Annotated in this window: 16 protein-coding genes; 9 read left to right on the forward strand and 7 right to left on the reverse strand. The window is 60.7% G+C overall.

Going from position 1 to position 14,000, the window contains the following annotated elements:
• Positions 1-27 precede the first annotated feature (27 nt).
• Positions 28-624: a LysE family translocator gene (locus EOI86_RS05300; protein WP_127764062.1), complete on the reverse strand. Its 597-nt coding sequence runs from the start codon at positions 622-624 to the stop codon at positions 28-30.
• An 85-nt stretch (positions 625-709) separates the two neighbouring features.
• On the reverse strand, positions 710-1,453 hold the full coding sequence (locus EOI86_RS05305; RefSeq protein WP_127764063.1) for a helix-turn-helix transcriptional regulator: 744 nt from the start codon (positions 1,451-1,453) through the stop codon (positions 710-712).
• Between the two features lie 71 nt (positions 1,454-1,524).
• On the opposite strand from EOI86_RS05305, the gene EOI86_RS05310 reads away from it, so the two are divergent.
• The 4 genes from EOI86_RS05310 to EOI86_RS05325 all read left to right on the forward strand — a co-directional run bounded on the left by EOI86_RS05310 (position 1,525) and on the right by EOI86_RS05325 (position 5,202).
• A complete protein-coding gene (locus EOI86_RS05310; protein WP_205032069.1) occupies positions 1,525-2,100 on the forward strand; it encodes a pyridoxamine 5'-phosphate oxidase family protein in 576 nt (191 codons plus the stop codon).
• Positions 2,097-2,999 (forward strand): DMT family transporter, encoded by a 903-nt coding sequence (locus tag EOI86_RS05315; RefSeq protein WP_127764064.1) that lies wholly within the window; start codon positions 2,097-2,099, stop codon positions 2,997-2,999. The genes EOI86_RS05310 and EOI86_RS05315 overlap by 4 nt, the downstream gene beginning before the upstream one ends.
• A 103-nt stretch (positions 3,000-3,102) precedes the next feature.
• The gene (locus EOI86_RS05320; protein WP_127764065.1) at positions 3,103-4,860 is read left to right on the forward strand and encodes a diguanylate cyclase; all 1,758 of its coding nucleotides are present in this window, start codon (positions 3,103-3,105) and stop codon (positions 4,858-4,860) included.
• 15 nt (positions 4,861-4,875) lie between these two features.
• Positions 4,876-5,202: a hypothetical protein gene (locus EOI86_RS05325; RefSeq protein WP_127764066.1), complete on the forward strand. Its 327-nt coding sequence runs from the start codon at positions 4,876-4,878 to the stop codon at positions 5,200-5,202.
• A gap of 26 nt (positions 5,203-5,228) precedes the next feature.
• Here the strand turns inward: EOI86_RS05325 and EOI86_RS05330 are convergent, their stop codons facing one another.
• Positions 5,229-5,522, reverse strand: coding sequence for a DUF1330 domain-containing protein (locus EOI86_RS05330; protein WP_127764067.1), 294 nt, complete (start codon positions 5,520-5,522; stop codon positions 5,229-5,231).
• A 211-nt stretch (positions 5,523-5,733) separates the two neighbouring features.
• Between EOI86_RS05330 and EOI86_RS05335 the strand changes: the two genes are divergently transcribed.
• Positions 5,734-6,372, forward strand: coding sequence for a LysE family translocator (locus tag EOI86_RS05335; RefSeq protein ID WP_127764068.1), 639 nt, complete (start codon positions 5,734-5,736; stop codon positions 6,370-6,372).
• Between the two features lie 23 nt (positions 6,373-6,395).
• Here the strand turns inward: EOI86_RS05335 and EOI86_RS05340 are convergent, their stop codons facing one another.
• Complete coding sequence (locus EOI86_RS05340) at positions 6,396-6,884, reverse strand: GFA family protein (protein WP_127764069.1); 489 nt, start codon at positions 6,882-6,884, stop codon at positions 6,396-6,398.
• 76 nt (positions 6,885-6,960) lie between these two features.
• Here EOI86_RS05340 and EOI86_RS05345 point away from each other — a divergent pair, with 76 nt between their 5' ends.
• The 3 genes from EOI86_RS05345 (at position 6,961) to EOI86_RS05355 (ending at position 8,656) form a co-directional block, all read left to right on the forward strand.
• The gene (locus tag EOI86_RS05345; RefSeq protein WP_127764070.1) at positions 6,961-7,287 is read left to right on the forward strand and encodes an NIPSNAP family protein; all 327 of its coding nucleotides are present in this window, start codon (positions 6,961-6,963) and stop codon (positions 7,285-7,287) included.
• 58 nt (positions 7,288-7,345) lie between these two features.
• Complete coding sequence (locus tag EOI86_RS05350) at positions 7,346-7,987, forward strand: hypothetical protein (RefSeq protein WP_127764071.1); 642 nt, start codon at positions 7,346-7,348, stop codon at positions 7,985-7,987.
• Between the two features lie 225 nt (positions 7,988-8,212).
• On the forward strand, positions 8,213-8,656 hold the full coding sequence (locus tag EOI86_RS05355) for a DsrE family protein (protein ID WP_161973706.1): 444 nt from the start codon (positions 8,213-8,215) through the stop codon (positions 8,654-8,656).
• Positions 8,657-8,752: 96 nt separating this feature from the next.
• Here the strand turns inward: EOI86_RS05355 and EOI86_RS05360 are convergent, their stop codons facing one another.
• The 3 genes from EOI86_RS05360 to EOI86_RS05370 form a co-directional block, all read right to left on the reverse strand.
• Positions 8,753-9,667 (reverse strand): methylenetetrahydrofolate reductase, encoded by a 915-nt coding sequence (locus EOI86_RS05360; RefSeq protein WP_127764073.1) that lies wholly within the window; start codon positions 9,665-9,667, stop codon positions 8,753-8,755.
• A 93-nt stretch (positions 9,668-9,760) separates the two neighbouring features.
• Positions 9,761-11,842, reverse strand: a complete 2,082-nt coding sequence (locus tag EOI86_RS05365; protein ID WP_127764074.1) for an ASKHA domain-containing protein — start codon at positions 11,840-11,842, stop codon at positions 9,761-9,763.
• Positions 11,843-11,886: 44 nt separating this feature from the next.
• Positions 11,887-12,801 carry a methyltetrahydrofolate cobalamin methyltransferase gene (locus EOI86_RS05370; RefSeq protein WP_127764075.1) on the reverse strand — a complete coding sequence of 305 codons (915 nt, stop codon included), beginning with the start codon at positions 12,799-12,801 and terminating at the stop codon, positions 11,887-11,889.
• A 414-nt stretch (positions 12,802-13,215) separates the two neighbouring features.
• Here EOI86_RS05370 and EOI86_RS05375 point away from each other — a divergent pair, with 414 nt between their 5' ends.
• Positions 13,216-13,971 carry a response regulator transcription factor gene (locus EOI86_RS05375; protein WP_161973707.1) on the forward strand — a complete coding sequence of 252 codons (756 nt, stop codon included), beginning with the start codon at positions 13,216-13,218 and terminating at the stop codon, positions 13,969-13,971.
• Positions 13,972-14,000: the final 29 nt, after the last annotated feature.

The following is a 14,000-nucleotide window of genomic DNA, read 5'->3' on the forward strand; positions in this document are numbered from 1 at the left end:
CTTTATGGAGGAGACATCCCCGCGACCTTATCCCAGAAGGGCGAGGACGACCGATCCAACAAGAAGAATCGCGAAGGTTATATTCGCAATCCGCCCTGCGGTCGGATGCCGCAACAGGCGCGCAAGCCCGGCGCCGAGGACGAGCCAGGTCGTGTTCACCGCCACGATCACGATCGACAGGACGATCAGTTTCACCGCCGCGTCCCGGATCGGCGCGTCGGCAATGACGATGACACTGGTATAGACCGCCCCGATCGCCGCATAGGCTTTGGGATTGGCTATGGCCAGCAGATACCCGCCTGCGAAGGCCGGGGCGGGACGGTCACCCTTGTCTTCCGACAGGACCGGCGCGGTGGCGATCCGGTAGGCGAGATACAGGATATAGGCCGCCGCCGCGATGGTCAGCACGGGCATCAGGCCGGGGACAGTGAACAAGACACCGGTGACCCCGGTCGCGATGATCGCCAGGACCGTGGCGGTTCCCAGGCAAATACCGGTGAGATAGGGGATGCCGCGGGCGATGCCATAGACCGACCCGGTGGCGGCGGCGCTTAGGGTGGCGGGGCCGGGACTGCCCATCAGGGGCAGGGCGGCAAGCAGCAGGACAAGGATGTTTTCGGCCATGAACCGGTCTCCGTGGATAGGGCGGCCAGTATGGCAATCCCCGGCGGGGAGCGTCTTGAACGATACTGCGTGACTTGGTGCCTAGTCACGTTGGCGCTTTTTCGGATTGGCGGGCCGCTTCCCAGTTCAGGCGCAATTGACGGGCGTCCGGTCCGAACCCCTCTTCAAGCACGTCCATGCTTTGTATCCGGTCGATCCGGAAGTGACGGAAATCCTTCCGCAAACGGCACCAGGCGGCCAAGACCGCGACTTGCACGTAATACACCAGGGCGACCGGCAGGATTGTCCGTTCGGTGGCATCCCCGGCCTCGTCCAGATAGGCGATGCGCAGCGCCCGGTTTTCGCGCAGCGCCGTGCGCAGGGCGGCCATATCGATCAGGTCGGGGGGATCGGCGCCCCAGTCGGAAACATTCAGATGGCTGCCCTCGGCTTCCCCGCGGCGGCTTTCGGGCAGGACTTCGGCGATCTTTGCATTGGCCCGCCGGGCGGCGGTTTGCAGGCCGACATCGCCGGTGCGCGCCAACAAACTCAGGCCGACGACGATCGCCTCCATTTCCTCGACGTCGAACATCAGCGGCGCGAGATCATAGCCCCGGCGCATCAGGTAACCGATACCGGCCGCGCCCTCGATCGGGACGCGCATGCCCTGCAGGGTGGCGATATCGCGGTAGACGGTGCGGATATTGACTTCCAACTGCTCGGCAAGCGCGGCGGCGGTCATCGGGGCGCGGGCCTGCCGAAGCAATTGGATGATTTCGAATAAGCGATCGGCGCGCCGCACCCGGACCTCCCTCTGTTCGTGCCAGGCCGTTGCTGACAGAAAACGCATAACACATCGCTACTGACAATAGGGTGTCAGTATCGGGCGATTATATCCCCCTCCACACCAGCATGGAGGACATGATGCCCAGCAGCGCCGACCGCCTTTCCGACGGACAAATTGCCCATATTCGTTCGCAACCGTTGTTTTTCGTCGCGACCGCCGCGCCGACCGGCAGGGTCAACCTGTCGCCGAAGGGGATGGATACGCTGCGCGTGTTGACGCCGAACCGGATCGTCTGGCTAAGCCTTTCGGGAAGCGGCAACGAAACCGCGGCGCATTTGCTGGAAGACAGCCGGATGACGCTGATGTTCTGCGCCTTTGAAGGCAAGGCAGGCATCCTTCGCGCCTACGGCACCGCGCGGGCTGTCTATCCGGGTGGTCGGGATTGGCCGAACTTGTCCGGCCTATTTCCGGACATGGCGGGAACACGGCAGATCTTCGATCTCACCGTCGATCTCGTTCAGACCTCCTGTGGTACCGGGGTTCCCGTCATGCGGTTCGAGCGTCAGCGCGGTCCCGATGAACTTCTGCCGTTTTACGATGCGTTGGGGGCCGACGGTGTGCGGGCCTATTGGGGGCGGAAAAACGCGGTCAGCCTGGATGGACGTCCCACCGGGATTTCCACCAACCTCCGTTCGGATGAAAGGATATGAGCGCCGGCGCGGGCGCTGTCGAAGCCAGGTTCAAAGGCGCCTTTTTGGTCGTCGCCTCGGCGGTGTTGTTCGCATCCGCGGGGGTGTTCACAAAACTAATCCCGTCGGATGCCTGGACCATCCTGTTCTGGCGCGGCCTTATCGCAGCCGTGTTCCTGGGGGCACTGATGGCGATGCGCGGCAGTTTGCGCGATCAAATCCTACGCATGGGGTGGAGCGGCTTCGCCGCGGCCTGCGTCTCCAGCCTGGGCAGCGTGGCCTTCATCCCGGCTTTCAAGGAAACGACGGTGGCGAATGTCACATTGATCTACACGTCCGCACCTTTCCTGGCGGCCTTCGTCGCGTGGATTTGGATGCGGGAAAAGCCGTCCCGACGGTGTATGGCTGCTGCCGGGGCGGCCCTGGTCGGTGTGGCGGTGATTTTTGGGGCGCCGGCGCCCGGCGTCTCCGTGACCGGCGATTTGTTCGCCTTGTGGATGACGCTCTGCATGTCGGTGGCGATGGTGATTTACCGGCGGTACCCGGCAACGCCGGCGGTCGGGCCGATGGTGCTGAGCAGTCTGATGCTGCTGCCGGTCGCGGTCTTGTTTTCCGACCCATTCGAGGTTCCGTTGGGTGAGGTCCCGATGCTGACGGCATTCGGCCTGTGTTTCGCGCTGGCCTCTGTGGCATTGCTGTCCGGCGCCAAACTGCTGCCGTCTTCGGAAACCGCTTTGCTTAGCATCATGGAAACACCCTTGGCGCCGCTTCTGGCCTGGTTGCTTCTGGCCGAAACACCGTCGCTGCGGTGTTTGGCGGGCGGCGTTCTGATCATTGCCGCGTTGATCTGGTATTTGGGGAGAAGACCGGACAGAGGGACCGGGAGGGTTGCCGCTGGGGCTGATAATCATACAGTCTAATATAAATATCATATGATTTTATGATGTTGATGTGTGATGGGATGCTATCTTTAGAGCGCTCTCACCGACCGTCTTTTTCGCCGCAATTCAACGCAAAGGCCTTATGACCGGAACCGCCCCAACGATATCCTCGCGCCTCGGGGCATTCATCGTCGCATCCATGGTGTTCGTCGCCTTGTCCGGCGCCACGCATTACATAGTGACGGCGGAAAGTGACCGCCTTGAGCAAATTGAACGCTCGAAGGTTCAGCAGCGCCTTTCGACCTTGGTTTCGCGCATCGAAGCGGAGCTGAATGCCAATGTCTTTCTGGCCAATGGGCTTGTTGCCTATATTTCGGCCCTTGGGGACAATTATGGGAGCCGGATGCAAGCCGCCCTGAAAGCGGTCCACGATTTTGGCAGACATATCAAGAATATAGGCGCCGCGCCCGGCAACCGGCTCAGCTACATCTATCCGTTGGAAGGCAACGAGGCAGCGTTGGGCCTTTACTATCCCGATCTACCGCGACAATGGCCCGCCGTTCTGGATGCGATTGCGAAGAGAGAAACCGTCCTGGCCGGCCCTGTGACTTTGCTGCAGGGCGGCGAGGCCTTTATCAGCCGGACCCCCGTTTTTTGGGAGGACGGAACGTATTGGGGCATTCTCAGCCTGGTTCTGGATAAGGAAAGTCTGTTCACCGCGGTCGGCTTGTCAGCGGAGGTCGACGGCATCCGCTATGCCGTGCGCGGCAAGGACGCGCTGGGCGCCGAGGGCGACGTTTTCCATGGCGATTCTGCGCTTTTCGGAATGGATTCCGTTCAGGTTCGTTTAAGCGTTCCGGGCGGAGAGTGGGTGGCCGCGGCCATTCCGGAGGGGGGATGGCAATATGGGCAGGATTACCTTGTCCTGGCCGAAGCGGTCGGGATTTTATCCGCCCTTATGATCGCGATCGGTGTTTTCAGCTATCAACGGATCCGGACTCAGACCTTTGAAAGCGAGAAACGCCTGCGCGCCTTCCAGGAAACGACGCGTGAAGGGGTGATTGTCGTCGACCAAAACGGCGTGATCGAGGAGTTCAATGCCGCTGCCGAAAATTTGTTCGGCTATACGTCGGAGGAGATCGCCGGCACGCGGGCGGACCGATTGCTGCCAGATTTGGACAAGGTGCGGGACAGCTTTCAAGCCGGCGAAGGCGAGAGCAAGAGTTTACAAGTGGTGCCGGGCGTACATCGATTAAAGGGGCAGCGGCGCGACGGCAGTTCCGTTCCGACAGAAGTTGCCATTGGCTTGGCTGAGATCGGAAACCGACGCTTCTATGTCGTCTTGGTCCGCGACATTACCTTACGAGAGGCGCATGAAAACAAGCTCGTCGAACTTGCGACCACCGATGGCCTGACCCATGTGCTGAACAGAAGGGCTTTTCTTGAAGCCGCGGAGGATGGCTTCAAGCTGATGCGCCGGTATGGGCGGCCGTTGAGCTTGATGATGATCGATGCGGATCACTTCAAACTCATCAATGACAATTTCGGCCATCACACCGGCGACGACGTTCTTGTCCGTTTGGCGGAAATTTGCCGGGAAAGTTTGCGGGTCACCGACAAGCTCGCCCGTTTCGGCGGGGAGGAATTCATCGCGTTGCTGCCCGAAACCGGGGTGACGCAGGCCGCTGAGGTGGCGGCCCGTCTGCAGGATAAAGCCCGGGCGTGCGACGTTGCCGCTGATAAGGACGGGACCGTCCGTTTCACCGTCAGTATCGGCATAGCCGGAGCCGCCGGGTCGGACGAGACCATCGACGACGTGATTAAACGCGCCGATGCCGCGCTCTACGACGCCAAGGAACAAGGCCGCGATAGAACGGTCGTTGCATCGCCACCCGCCTGACCCAATCTGTATCGGATGATGTTGGAAAAGCGAGACAGAACGCAACTGAATGAAGCCAAGGCGCGGCGCGCCGGGCTGATCGCGGTCGTTCTGTTCTTTGCGGTGTGCGTGTATGCCGGCCAGATCCCCGCATCCGCCGAAACCCCGCGCGAAAAGAAGCAGGCCGAGCCGCAAGGCAGTCCGTCCCGTCCCGCGTTTCAACCGCGGTCATCGGGGACCAGCCAGCAACAGGAACGTCAGGACACTGCCCGCCCGGCGCCGGTCCGGAAGAAGGCAAAGCCGGGGGAAAGCCAGCAGGACGCCCGCAAACGCCGAAACAAGGAACGGGCCTTGGGGCAATAGCCGATCGATTCAGACAAGGGGCGCTGTTACGCGATCTCCCCCCGAACGATCAGCAAGTCTCGCTTTGCGGCCTTGTTGGCGAAGGTCTTGGCCGCCTGATAATCCGGGTCTTCATAACAGGCGACCGCGTCTTCATAGGTGGGGAACTCGACGATGATGACCCGTGCGGTGTCTCGGGCCTCCTTCAAGATCGGCGGCGTTTCGGTGGGGTTGATCTTCACCCCGTATTTTTCGGCGATGGGCGCCCATAGACGGTTGTATTCCGCATGGGCTGCCTGATCAGTGACTTCCGTGCCGAGAACAATCCAGTAGCCTTTCATCGCAAATCCCCTTCTTGCGGCCCCTCGTGCCGTCTTCGTGCCACCCGTCGTGACTGTCTGCTCAATCGCTACCTAGCATCATGGCGACGGGGACGACAGAGATTTGGTGACGGGCGCGCGCCTTCCTTCCTGACAGTATGCTGTCAGCATGTACCGGGTAATTATTCCCAGGTTTGAATTGATCGAAAACCCAGGAAGGATACGACCCGACATGGACGCGTGGACACTTTACCTACCCGGTATTCTCTTGGCGTTGGGGGCTTGTGGGCTGGGCCTGATGAGCCCGGGGCCAAACGTCATGGCGGTGATCGGAACCGCCATGTCTTCCGGGCGGTCGCAGGGAATGGCGCTTGCGGCCGGTGTTTCCACCGGTTCCGCCCTGTGGGCCTCGGCCACGGCGGCCGGCCTTTCCTCGCTGCTGGCGGCCTATGCCGGCGCGCTGACCATCATCAAGATCATCGGCGGTGTCTATTTGCTCTGGCTCGCGTTCAAATCCTTCCGTTCGGCAGCAAGCCCCGGCGATCTTGAGGGGCGCGTTCAGACCAGCGGGCACGGACTGTCCCGGCTTTTCCTGCGCGGTTTGACGGTCCAGATGAGCAACCCGAAGGCGGCGTTGACCTGGATTGCCATCATGTCCCTCGGTCTTGCGCCAAATGCGCCGATCTGGGTCGTGGCCGTGATCGTGATCGGTGCCGCCTCAATGTCGCTCGCCGCCCACAGTCTGTATGCGCTGGCCTTTTCAACCGGCGTGATGGTCCGGCTCTATAGCAAGGCGCGGCGCTGGATTCAGGGCGCTCTGGGGCTGTTCTTCACCTATGCGGGGATCAGGATGCTGGCCGCGCGGCTTTAGGCGCAGACGAGCAGGTAGCGCGGTTAGGTCTCCAGACCCAACCGCGTGTGCCAAGCTTCCAGGGATTCTTCCGGATAACCGTCATAGGATTGGTCGTCCGGCCCGTGTTCCACGGAAACCCAGGCCGGTTTCGAGGCGAGCATCAGATGAACCAATTCCGGCGGTTTCGGCAGGGGCGTGTCGATCGCCCCCGCATGCGGGTGGATCAGGTCCGGCCAACGGTCGTCCCAAGCCCATAGGGCCGAGCCGCAGTGACTGCAGAAATGCCGGCGCAGCGGGCTTTGTCCAATTTCCTCGCCGGCGTCGTCACGGATCGCCGCCTGATAGACGGAAACGAATTCCTGCCCCGTCACCTGCATCGTCTCGGCGATGCCGCCGATATTGATGGCGAAGCCGCCGCTACCGGCCGTTTTGCGGCAGATTTCGCAATAGCAGCGGTTGAAAGGAACCGGATGGGGGCTTTCCACCTCGAACCGTACTTTCCCGCAGTGACAAGATCCTTTGAGGTGCATTCTCTTTCTCCCTTTCCCGGTTCGCTCTAGATTTCCTTCACCATAAACCGAATCCGAACAGGCGAGGGAGAGTGTCATGCTGTTGGATGTGCGTACGTACAAAGTAAAGCCCGGTTACATGAAGGAACATATGGCGCTGTATGAAAAATACGGAAAGCCCGCTCAGTTCCGTTGTTTGGGTGAGCCGCTGGTCTATATGACCACCGAAACCGGCGATCCGAACGAATACGTCCATATTTGGGTCTACGAGAATGCCGGCGACCGCGAAAAGAAACGTACCGCCATGTGGAAAGACCCGGAATGGCTGGAATACACCATGAAAAGCCGCGAACTGGGCGCGCTCGTCGAACAGTCGAACAAGCTGATGGTGCCGACCGCTTTCAGCCCGCCGATAAAGCGGTAGTTGCAGCAAAAGCCTGTCGCCGTCCCCATATCCTGTTTCTGACGATCAGGGGACGGCGATGCGGTTTCTTGCCACAATCCTAGCCTTATTGTTACCGATCCTCGCCGGACCCGTTCTGGCGCAGGATGCCGGTGTGACCGTCTGGCGCGGCAAGCCGGGCCATTATGGCGACGCTAATCACGGCCGTGAAATGGCCGCCTGGATCCGCGAAGCGCAGGGCCATCTTGGTGTCGGGGCGGCGGCGATTCCCAAGGACATACACAAACGCTTCCGAATTGCCTTTCCGGCGGGACTGTTCGATTGGGCGCGTTTTCGGGTCGGGGGGACGGACAGGTTCTGGCGGCAAGCCGCCCGGCGCGGATATGGCAACGGTTTGGTTCTGGTCCTGGGCGACGTGATCCTGTTCCGAACCGAGGATGCGGCGCGAAACCACACCCTGTGGTATGCGGGCTTGGAACAGGCGCAGAATTTTCGGCGCTTCGGGATCGAGAAAGCGTTGGAACGATCTGGTGCCGCGCAGCGAACGGCGACGCCAACGCGACTCCTCGGCCGGAATCGCATCCACACCTATCCCTACCGGTTTCTTTATCCGCGATGGAAGACGCCGCGCGGAAAACCGCCGGACGAAACGGCGCCGAAACCGATCACCGTGCCCGGAAAGATCATCGTGAAACCGGTGAACCCGTTCTTGAACGAATAGACATTGTTCGACCCGAAGGTCGGGATGGTCTCTCCGGTGTTGCTGGGGGGCTCTGTTGACCTGCATCAACGACCAGAACCACGTTTTCTCCTAGACCAGCAGGTAACGAATTGCCCTGCCATGAAGGGCGGATGCGGTTCGCGTTCTCAACTCCAGGAGCGATGCAATGGGGCGGTGTGCGCTGTCCGAGTGTCGTATCTGGTTTTCGCAAAAGAAGGTCTAAGGATGAAGATGAAAAACCAATTCATTATCGCTATTGCCGTCGCCATGGCTGTTATATTTGGCGCAGCTTCTCAATCGAGCGCCGCGGAAGACCCCAATGCCGGCCTGTTCGTCAATCTGACCAGCGGGGACACGGGCATGGCGGGACATGCGCTTGTTTTCGCCGGCAAGGCCCTGAAACGCGGACATCCCGTGGTTCTGTTCCTGAACCACAAGGCCGTCCTCATCGCGGCGGAGGGCGTTCCCCAAACATCCTATCAAGGCATGACGTTGACCGATCACCTGACCGCCCTCATCACGGACGGGGCCAAGGTCATCGTCTGCCAGATGTGCATGAAGATGCACGGCATGACCGAAGCGCATCTCATCGACGGCGCGGTCCGCGGAGAGCCTGACTTGGTGCAGGGTTACTTCTTTGACCCGATCTACAAGGTGATGAGCTGGTAGAAACACCGCAAAGCTTGAGCCATCCAGGCAAAGCAAAGCGGCGCAAGTTTCGATAGCCTTGCGCCGCTTCCTTGTTCGGAACCTGGATTTCAGGCTTCACTCGATCGGGACGGTGACGTTGAAGCCGCCCTTGGTTTTCAGTTCGAACTTGCCGTCTTGCACGGCGCGGGTCCAGGCGGCGGTCTTCTTCAAGCCGCCCAAGGGATACATATGCGCCATGTCGATCCCGCAATTCGGGTCGGTGGCGTGATAGGCGGCCAGGTCGCGAACTAGGCGGTCGGGTGCGTTCACCGTCATCAGCTTGGTGACGTTCAGCGCCTGTTTCTTCAAGAAGTTCATGGAATTGCCGATGCCGCAGGCGACCGCGTGCTTCATCAATGTCTTGACCGTGGCCAGGCCGGGAACCCCGATATGGATCGGCAATTCGTTCCCCGCGTCGCGGATGGCCTTGTCCCATTCGATGATCGGCTTGGCTTCGAAACAGAACTGGGTCGTGATGTACATATCCGTCCCGGTTTCTTTCGCATAAACGTTCTTTTCCAGCAGGGCGGCGATGATGTCGGCATCCTTGATGTCCGGCGACCCTTCCGGGTGCCCGGCGACACCCAGGCGGGTGATGCCGTATTTTTCCAGCAGGCCGGTGCGGATGACCTGGATCGTGGCGTCGAACTCACCGACCGGCGTGTCGACACCGCCGCCGATCAACAGTGCTTCGGAAACGGCGGCTTCGCCTTGAAGAACTTTCAGGTTCTCTTCCAGGAAGGCCTTGGACGGGATCGAGCGCGCGGCCAGATGCGGCACCGGGTTCATTCCTTCGGCGCTAAGCTTTTTCACTGTCTTTACGGTTTCGGCGAAATCCGAACCGGGCAGGAAGGTCACGAAGACGGTCGTTCCCGCAGCGAGCACTTCCCGAAAATCGTCGACCTTGGAGGCCTGGGTCGGCGTGACCTCGAAGGTGGCGTTGCTCAAGAAATCCCTGATCTGATCGGATTCGGTCCCGGTGTTGGTCATGGGCTGAGCCTCTTCAAGTCGAATTGCGGCGTTGGTCACTGTCTTCATCCCTTCGAAAAACGGCACCCTGGCCGGGCTGTTCGTTCGGTTCGTCTATTGGGCGCGCCGGCGGCGTCGGCGGCGGGAATCGTCGCCGCCATCGCCGTCGGTTGCCTGTTTCGGTTCCGGCAATTCGACTTCTTTCCGCAGATTCGGAAAAGGCGCCGTCTTGTTCGGTATCGCCATCGCGTCGACGAAATGTTCCTGAAAGCGCGGTTCGACCGCGGTTTCGATTTTCTCGATGCGGGTAATGACTTCGCGGATCTCGTCGCGCGACTTCACATTCAGCAGGGCAATGCGCGCGCCGGTTCCGGCCGCGTTGCCGACCGAGGCGACCATGTCCAGCGGGCAATCGGGAATCAGGCCCAGAATCATGGCGTATTTCGTGTCGATATGGCTGCCGAAGGCGCCAGCCAGGACCACCCGCTCCGGGGGCTTGCCGATTTTGTCGATCAGCAGTTGCGCGCCGGCATAGAGGGCCGCCTTGGCCAACTGAATCGCGCGCACATCTGCTTGGGTGACGCGGATTTCCGGTTCGCCCCGATGCAGGACGTAGGAGAAGGTTCGCCCTTCCGGCACAATGCGGTCCGTCTTGGCCGCCAGGGACCCGTCGATGATGCCGTCCCGCGTGATCACACCGGCAAGGTACAGTTCCGCCATGACCTCGATGATACCGGAACCGCAAATGCCAGTGACGCCGGTGCGTTTGACCGTTTCGGGAAATGCCTCGTTATCCGACCAAAGGTCGCCGCCGATGACACGGAATCGCGGCTCAAGCGTTTCCTTGTCGATGCGCACGCGTTCGATCGCGCCCGGTGCGGCGCGCTGGCCGGACGAGATTTGTGCCCCTTCCAATGCCGGGCCGGTCGGGCTGGAACAGGCCAGAAGCCTTTCCTTGTTGCCATAGACGATTTCCGCGTTGGTGCCGACATCGACCACCAAGGTCATCTCATCCCGGTATTGCGGCCCTTCGGACAGCACGACAGCGGCGGCGTCCGCGCCGACATGGCCCGCGACACAGGGCAGGAAATAGGCCCGCGCGCCGGGATTGGTCTTCCCCTCCAGTCCAAGTTCACTGGCCCGGATACGGACCGGCTGATTGGTCGCCAGCGCGAAAGGCGCCCAGCCAAGTTCCGTCGGGTCTATGCCCAGCATCAGGTGATGCATGATCGGATTGCCGACCAAAACGATTTCCAGAATATCGGTAACGTCGACGGACGCTTCCAGTCCGGCTTGGCTTAACAGATATCCCAAGGTCTCGCGCACGACCTGGGTCATTTCCTGGTCGCCGCCCGGATTCATCATGACGTAGGACACCCGGCTCATCAGGTCCTCGCCGAAGCGGATCTGCGGGTTCATCGCCCCGACAGAGGCGACAACTTCACCATTCTGCAAGTCGGTTAGATGCACCGACATTGTGGTCGATCCAATATCGACTGCCGCGCCGAAGGCCTTGTCATGAAAGCCGGGCCAGATATGGACGATCTTCTTGTCCCAACGGACGGCGACGGTGATCTTCCATTCGCCTTCGCGCAGCGCCTTCTGCAGGCTTTGCAGTACGGGAAGGTCCGCGCGTTCCAGACCCGTGATGTCCCATTGCTCGTTCAATGCGGTCATCACGCGTTCCAGGTCGCCCGATGGATGGTGCATGTCGGGTTCAGCGACTTCGACATAATATAAGCGTACGGCCGGATCGATCTCGATGTTGCGGACTTCCGCGCGCTTGCGGACGACTTGTTTGTGGACCTGGCTTTCTTCCGGGACGTCGATGACGACATCGCCCAACAGCTTCGATTGACAGCCGAGCCGCCGGCCGTCCTTCATGCCGCGTTTGGATTTATAGCGTTCCTCGACCGCATTCACGCCCGACAGGTGATCCGTCTTGCTCTTGACCCCGAATTTGGAAAAGTCGCCTTCGCTCAACTTGCATTGGCACCGACCGCAAATACCACGGCCGCCGCAGACGGAGTCCAGATCGACGCCAAGCGCGCGGGCGGCTTCCAGCACGGTTGTCCCGGCCGCGAAAGCCCCCCGTTTGCCGGATGGCGTGAAGACAACCTTCGCTTCGGCGGCCACCGGTTCGGTTGCCGTGTCGAGGCCGTCGTCATTCGCCGGCGCGGTGTCTTGGTCCGCCATTCCATTGCCCTCCTGGGCGAGGCCGCACGAAGCGCCCGGTTTCGTCAGGCGACGCGACGGCGGCGGCGTTCGCCGCGACCGCCCCGCGCACCCCGGCCGTCTTCGGTTTCGGCGGCCGGCTCACGGAATTTCCGAATCCAGGTCGTGCAGTCCTTGTCCACGCCATTGATCACGTCCGCGCCAAGCAGGCCGACCATTTCCGGTTCGTGCAGCGGGTTCAGAATGGCCGATGTCATGCCGGCGCCCGCGGCCATGGCAAGAAAGGCCTGGTTCAACTGATGACGGTTCGGAAGGCCGAAGCTGACATTGGACGCGCCGCAGGTGGTGTTCACCTTAAGCTCCTCGCGCAGGCGGCGGATCAGCGAAAGGGCGCCGCGGCCGGCCGTGCCCAAGGCACCAATCGGCATGACCAGCGGGTCGATCACGATATCCTCCTTAGGAATACCGTAGTCGGCGGCGCGCTCGACAATCTTCTTGGCGACTTCGTAGCGGACGTCCGGGTCTTCCGAGATACCGGTTTCATCGTTGGAAATGCCGACAACGGCGCAACCGTATTTCTTCACCATCGGCAGGATCACTTCCAGGCGCTCTTCCTCACCGGTGACGGAGTTCAGCAGCGGCTTGCCCTGATAAACCTCCAGCCCGGCCTCCAGCGCTTCGACGATGGAGGAATCGATGGCCAGGGGCACGTCGACCAGGCTTTGCACCAGCTTGATCGTATCGGCTAGAATCTTGGGTTCGTCGGCCAAGGGAATGCCCGCATTCACATCCAGCATATGCGCGCCCGCGGCCACCTGCGCGAGGGCGTCCGATTCGACGGTGGAGAAATCACCGGCCTTCATTTCCGCCGCCAGTTTCTTGCGGCCCGTCGGGTTGATCCTCTCCCCGATGACGCAGAACGGACGGTCGAACCCGATGATGACTTCCTTTTTGGCGGAACTGATGACGGTTCGTGTCATTTTCGGACCCTTTCGCGGGGATTGTGCGGGCCGTTCCGGTTTCCGGACGGGGCTACGCGTTGAAACGAAGCGGGGTTGCGTCATGGTTCCGGCGCGGACTGGACGAACCCCCTTTACGAGTCTTATGCCTGTGCGATGGGGCTGTCGGATTGCTGACTTGCGCCGAAATCCTTCTCGCAAGCGTCATCGACGGCTATGCGATGGCGCGGATGACGAATTTCTTCCTCTTTGTGGTGGGGTTGCACTGGATTGCACGCCAGTTCGGATTAAATCGTCTTGAGGATAACGTAAAATGCTAATATAAAAACATTATGGAAAACTGTAATGCGATATCTTGGTGCTCGGTTAGCGGGTGTCAAAGGTGATCTGGAGCGCAGTATCGTGCGGCGAAAGCCGAGAAAGGAACCCGTCGACATGAAAGTCCTAATACAGTCATCCTACGCGATGGAACGGGCCGGGATCGTCGGCTTGGTGAATAAGGTTTGGCCTGACGGCGAGGTCTTGGATGTTGAAGACCGCGCCGCGTTGGAGGGCGTCAAAGGGTGGGACGAGAATGTCGATCTTCTGATTCTCGATTGGCGGAACGAAGCCGCCGCGGAGGAATTGATCGAGCACTTCCTGGGCAGCGGCTTCGATTGTTCCTTTGATGTAAAGAAAAGCAACGGCAATGGCGAAGAAAAGGGCGGAAGCGACAAGAACGGCACGGCGTTCAAGAACCGTCCCGCGACGATCGTTTTCTGTCACCGGCCGGATGTCGAGCAAACCCGACGCATTGTTGCGCTTGGCGCTAAGGCGGTTGTTCCCCTGACGGACCCGCCGTCGGTTGTCGCGGCCCTGCTGAACTTCATTATGGCTGGCGGGACGTATCTGCCGCTGGCGGTTTTGAACCAGGTCCCCGCGAACAGCCAGGGCAGAGGGGGGCGTCCAGCGGGTGCACATGCCGTGATCTCAGCCGACGATCCGCGCTTCAAGGTCCTGACGCGGCGCCAGCGGGAAGTCCTGCGGCTGATCAATCGGGGCTTGTCGAACGAAGAAATCGCCGAAGAAATCGGGGTGACGCTGAATACGGTGAAGTCTCATGTCAGCAGCATGCTGAAGGCTTTGGGCGTGAAGCGCCGCACACAGGCGATGCGCATGCTGACGGTGCCCGAAGACCGAACCGGCTTGTAGGCGCTGCTTACACCGACATTCGATCGACG

This window comes from Hwanghaeella grinnelliae (assembly GCF_004005845.1).
GTDB classification, from domain to species: domain Bacteria; phylum Pseudomonadota; class Alphaproteobacteria; order UBA8366; family Aestuariispiraceae; genus Hwanghaeella; species Hwanghaeella grinnelliae.